3 rRNA genes are annotated in these 5,524 nt (G+C 56.3%); all 3 read left to right on the forward strand.

Annotated elements, in window-relative coordinates:
• Positions 1-186: 186 nt before the first annotated feature.
• The 3 genes from ACPCHZ_RS28450 to rrf all read left to right on the forward strand — a co-directional run bounded on the left by ACPCHZ_RS28450 (position 187) and on the right by rrf (position 5,522).
• Positions 187-1,706 (forward strand): 16S ribosomal RNA (locus ACPCHZ_RS28450).
• Positions 1,707-2,189: 483 nt separating this feature from the next.
• Positions 2,190-5,316 (forward strand): 23S ribosomal RNA (locus ACPCHZ_RS28455).
• Between the two features lie 92 nt (positions 5,317-5,408).
• Positions 5,409-5,522 (forward strand): 5S ribosomal RNA (gene rrf / locus ACPCHZ_RS28460).
• Together the 16S, 23S and 5S rRNA genes form the textbook arrangement of a ribosomal RNA operon.
• Positions 5,523-5,524 lie beyond the last annotated feature (2 nt).

Consider the following 5,524-nt stretch of genomic DNA (forward strand, 5'->3'; position numbering starts at 1 on the left):
GCGGGTGTGTTGTTTGAGAACTCAATAGTGTGTTTGGTGGTTTTTGTTTGTTGTTTTTTGGGGTTGTGTCCGCATTTTCCCGTTTGGGGGTGCAGCCTCGTTTTTTGGATGCCAGTTTTTGGTGTCTTGTTTTTGTGATCGGATTTTTCTGATTCGAATTCACCTGGCCTTTGGTTGGGTTGTTTTTGTTTGGAGAGTTTGATCCTGGCTCAGGACGAACGCTGGCGGCGTGCTTAACACATGCAAGTCGAACGGAAAGGCCCTTCGGGGTACTCGAGTGGCGAACGGGTGAGTAACACGTGGGTGATCTGCCCTGCACTTTGGGATAAGCCTGGGAAACTGGGTCTAATACCGAATATACCTCTTGGGTTGCATGACCTTTGGGGGAAAGCTTTTGCGGTGTGGGATGGGCCCGCGGCCTATCAGCTTGTTGGTGGGGTGATGGCCTACCAAGGCGACGACGGGTAGCCGGCCTGAGAGGGTGTCCGGCCACACTGGGACTGAGATACGGCCCAGACTCCTACGGGAGGCAGCAGTGGGGAATATTGCACAATGGGCGCAAGCCTGATGCAGCGACGCCGCGTGGGGGATGACGGCCTTCGGGTTGTAAACCTCTTTCAGCACAGACGAAGCGCAAGTGACGGTATGTGCAGAAGAAGCACCGGCCAACTACGTGCCAGCAGCCGCGGTAATACGTAGGGTGCGAGCGTTGTCCGGAATTACTGGGCGTAAAGAGCTCGTAGGTGGTTTGTCGCGTTGTTCGTGAAAACCGGGGGCTTAACCCTCGGCGTGCGGGCGATACGGGCAGACTGGAGTACTGCAGGGGAGACTGGAATTCCTGGTGTAGCGGTGGAATGCGCAGATATCAGGAGGAACACCGGTGGCGAAGGCGGGTCTCTGGGCAGTAACTGACGCTGAGGAGCGAAAGCGTGGGGAGCGAACAGGATTAGATACCCTGGTAGTCCACGCCGTAAACGGTGGGTACTAGGTGTGGGTTTCCTTCCTTGGGATCCGTGCCGTAGCTAACGCATTAAGTACCCCGCCTGGGGAGTACGGCCGCAAGGCTAAAACTCAAAGGAATTGACGGGGGCCCGCACAAGCGGCGGAGCATGTGGATTAATTCGATGCAACGCGAAGAACCTTACCTGGGTTTGACATGCACAGGACGCCGGCAGAGATGTCGGTTCCCTTGTGGCCTGTGTGCAGGTGGTGCATGGCTGTCGTCAGCTCGTGTCGTGAGATGTTGGGTTAAGTCCCGCAACGAGCGCAACCCTTGTCTCATGTTGCCAGCACGTAATGGTGGGGACTCGTGAGAGACTGCCGGGGTCAACTCGGAGGAAGGTGGGGATGACGTCAAGTCATCATGCCCCTTATGTCCAGGGCTTCACACATGCTACAATGGCCGGTACAAAGGGCTGCGATGCCGTGAGGCTTAGCGAATCCTTTAAAGCCGGTCTCAGTTCGGATCGGGGTCTGCAACTCGACCCCGTGAAGTCGGAGTCGCTAGTAATCGCAGATCAGCAACGCTGCGGTGAATACGTTCCCGGGCCTTGTACACACCGCCCGTCACGTCATGAAAGTCGGTAACACCCGAAGCCGGTGGCCTAACCCCTTGTGGGAGGGAGCCGTCGAAGGTGGGATCGGCGATTGGGACGAAGTCGTAACAAGGTAGCCGTACCGGAAGGTGCGGCTGGATCACCTCCTTTCTAAGGAGCACCACGAGACCCATGGCCCGCCCACATCGTGTGGGGGTTCGGTGACCTGGGCGATTCGTTGGATGGGCTTGCCCTGTAGTGGGCGCAAGTTCTGGTGCATAGCAGCGAACATGTTCGTCCGAGTGAATGCCGGACGGCGAAGGATCCATCAGACACACTATTGGGCTTTGAGACAACAGGCCCGCGGGCTCATCCCAGCGGGGGTGGGTGCCGGCTCTGAGGTTGTCCCGAGGTCGCTTTCACAGTTTCTTGTGGGGGTGTCGGGATGAGCGAGGGGTTTCTGTTGTTGCCCTGCTTTGGTGGTGGGGTGTGGTGTTTGATTTGTGGATAGTGGTTGCGAGCATCGAGACGCATGATGGCTTTTGGTCATGGTGTGTCTTTATGTAATGCAAATTTTTCTGATACTCGCATGCATGCTGCTCCTTTTGGGGGGTGGGGTGTGTGTGGGTGATGACTCATTTTTTTGGTTTTGTGTTGTAAGTGTTTAAGAGCGCATGGTGGATGCCTTGGCACTGGGAGCCGATGAAGGACGTGGGAGGCTGCGATATGCCTCGGGGAGCTGTCAACCGAGCGTTGATCCGAGGATGTCCGAATGGGGAAACCCGGCACGAGTGATGTCGTGTCACCCGGCACTGAATACATAGGTGTCGGGGGGGAACGCGGGGAAGTGAAACATCTCAGTACCCGTAGGAAGAGAAAACAATTGTGATTCCGTGAGTAGTGGCGAGCGAAAGCGGAGGATGGCTAAACCGTATGCATGTGATACCCGGCGGGGGTTGTGTGTGCGGGGTTGTGGGGCGTTTCTTCTCCTCTCCGCCGAGGGGGGCAACAGTGATAAAGGTTCGTGTTAGTCGAAGTGGTTTTGGGATGACCTGTCGTAGAGGGTGAGAGCCCCGTAGGCGAAAATTCGAACCCTGTTGTGAGACTGTCCCCGAGTAGCAGCGGGCCCGTGGAATCTGCTGTGAATCTGCCGGGACCACCCGGTAAGCCTGAATACTTCTCAGTGACCGATAGCGGATTAGTACCGTGAGGGAATGGTGAAAAGTACCCCGGGAGGGGAGTGAAAGAGTACCTGAAACCGTGCGCTTACAATCCGTCAGAGCCCTCGTTCTACGTGGGGTGATGGCGTGCCTTTTGAAGAATGAGCCTGCGAGTCAGGGACATGTCGCGAGGTTAACCCGTGTGGGGTAGCCGCAGCGAAAGCGAGTCTGAATAGGGCGTATCCAATCCGGAGGGGTTGGTGTAGTGGTGTGTTCTGGACCCGAAGCGGAGTGATCTACCCATGGCCAGGGTGAAGCGCGGGTAAGACCGCGTGGAGGCCCGAACCCACTTAGGTTGAAGACTGAGGGGATGAGCTGTGGGTAGGGGTGAAAGGCCAATCAAACTCCGTGATAGCTGGTTCTCCCCGAAATGCATTTAGGTGCAGCGTCACATGTTTCTTGTTGGAGGTAGAGCTACTGGATGGCCGATGGGCCCTACTAGGTTACTGACGTCAGCCAAACTCCGAATGCCGACAAGTGAAAGTGTGGCAGTGAGACGGCGGGGGATAAGCTCCGTGCGTCGAGAGGGAAACAGCCCAGATCGCCGGCTAAGGCCCCTAAGCGTGTGCTAAGTGGAAAAGGATGTGCAGTCGCGAAGACAACCAGGAGGTTGGCTTAGAAGCAGCCACCCTTGAAAGAGTGCGTAATAGCTCACTGGTCAAGTGATTGTGCGCCGATAATGTAGCGGGGCTCAAGCACACCGCCGAAGCCGCGGCAATAGTCCGCGAGGATTGTTGGGTAGGGGAGCGTCCTGCATCCGGTGAAGCAGCGGAGTGATCCAGCTGTGGAGGGTGTGGGAGTGAGAATGCAGGCATGAGTAGCGATAAGGCAAGTGAGAACCTTGCCCGCCGAAAGACCAAGGGTTCCTGGGCCAGGCCAGTCCGCCCAGGGTGAGTCGGGACCTAAGGCGAGGCCGACAGGCGTAGTCGATGGACAACGGGTTGATATTCCCGTACCCGTGTGTGAGCGTCCCTGATGAATCAGCGGTACTAACCGCCCAAACCATGCGTTACCGATCACCTTCGGGTGTGAGGATTGCATGCGCTGCGCGGGACCTTCGTTGGTAGTAGTCAAGCGATGGGGTGACGCAGGAAGGTAGCCGTACCAGTCAGTGGTAATACTGGGGCAAACCGGTAGGACTACATCTAGGCAAATCCGGGTGTCATGAGTCCGAGAGGTGATGCATAGCCGGATGAGGTGAATTCGGTGATCCTATGCTGCCAAGAAAAGCCTCTAGCGAGCGCACACACGGCCCGTACCCCAAACCGACACAGGTGGTCAGGTAGAGAATACCAAGGCGTACGAGTGAACTATGGTTAAGGAACTCGGCAAAATGCCCCCGTAACTTCGGGAGAAGGGGGACCCCCATATCGTCATGGCCTTTGCGGCCGGCAGCGGGAGGGGGTGGCACAAACCAGTGAGAAGCGACTGTTTACTAAAAACACAGGTCCGTGCGAAGTCGCAAGACGATGTATACGGACTGACGCCTGCCCGGTGCTGGAAGGTTAAGAGGACCGGTTAACCCCTTTGGGGGTGAAGCTGAGAATTTAAGCCCCAGTAAACGGCGGTGGTAACTATAACCATCCTAAGGTAGCGAAATTCCTTGTCGGGTAAGTTCCGACCTGCACGAATGGCGTAACGACTTCTCAACTGTCTCAACCATAGACTCGGCGAAATTGCATTACGAGTAAAGATGCTCGTTACGCGCGGCAGGACGAAAAGACCCCGGGACCTTCACTACAACTTGGTATTGGAGTTCGATACGGTTTGTGTAGGATAGGTGGGAGACTGTGAAGCGGCCACGCCAGTGGTTGTGGAGTCGTTGTTGAAATACCACTCTGATCGTATTGGGCTTCTAACCTCGGACCGTATATCCGGTTCAGGGACAGTGCCTGGTGGGTAGTTTAACTGGGGCGGTTGCCTCCTAAAATGTAACGGAGGCGCCCAAAGGTTCCCTCAACCTGGACGGCAATCAGGTGTTGAGTGTAAGTGCACAAGGGAGCTTGACTGCGAGACGTACATGTCGAGCAGGGACGAAAGTCGGGACTAGTGATCCGGCACCCCCGAGTGGAAGGGGTGTCGCTCAACGGATAAAAGGTACCCCGGGGATAACAGGCTGATCTTCCCCAAGAGTCCATATCGACGGGATGGTTTGGCACCTCGATGTCGGCTCGTCGCATCCTGGGGCTGGAGCAGGTCCCAAGGGTTGGGCTGTTCGCCCATTAAAGCGGCACGCGAGCTGGGTTTAGAACGTCGTGAGACAGTTCGGTCTCTATCCGCCGCGCGCGTCAGAAGCTTGAGGAAACCTGTCCCTAGTACGAGAGGACCGGGACGGACGAACCTCTGGTATACCAGTTGTCCCACCAGGGGCACCGCTGGATAGCCACGTTCGGACAGGATAACCGCTGAAAGCATCTAAGCGGGAAACCCCCTCCAAGACCAGGCTTCTCACCCATTAAGTGGGATAAGGCCCCCCGCAGACCACGGGATCGATAGGCCAGACCTGGAAACGCAGCAATGCGCGTAGGGAACTGGCACTAACCGGCCGAAAACTTACAACAACAACAAAACCTCGCAACCACACATATTCACAGTCAAACAAATAGACTGCACCCCACCACCAAAACACACTTCACAATAAAGTGAATAAAGTTACGGCGGTACATAGCGGCAGGGAAACGCCCGGACCCATCCCGAACCCGGAAGCTAAGCCTGCCAGCGCCGATGATACTACCCATACGGGTGGAAAAGTAGGACACCGCCGAACAC

Origin of the sequence: Mycobacterium sp. NPDC050041 (assembly GCF_049541695.1) — a bacterium.
Classification (GTDB): Bacteria; Actinomycetota; Actinomycetes; order Mycobacteriales; family Mycobacteriaceae; genus Mycobacterium.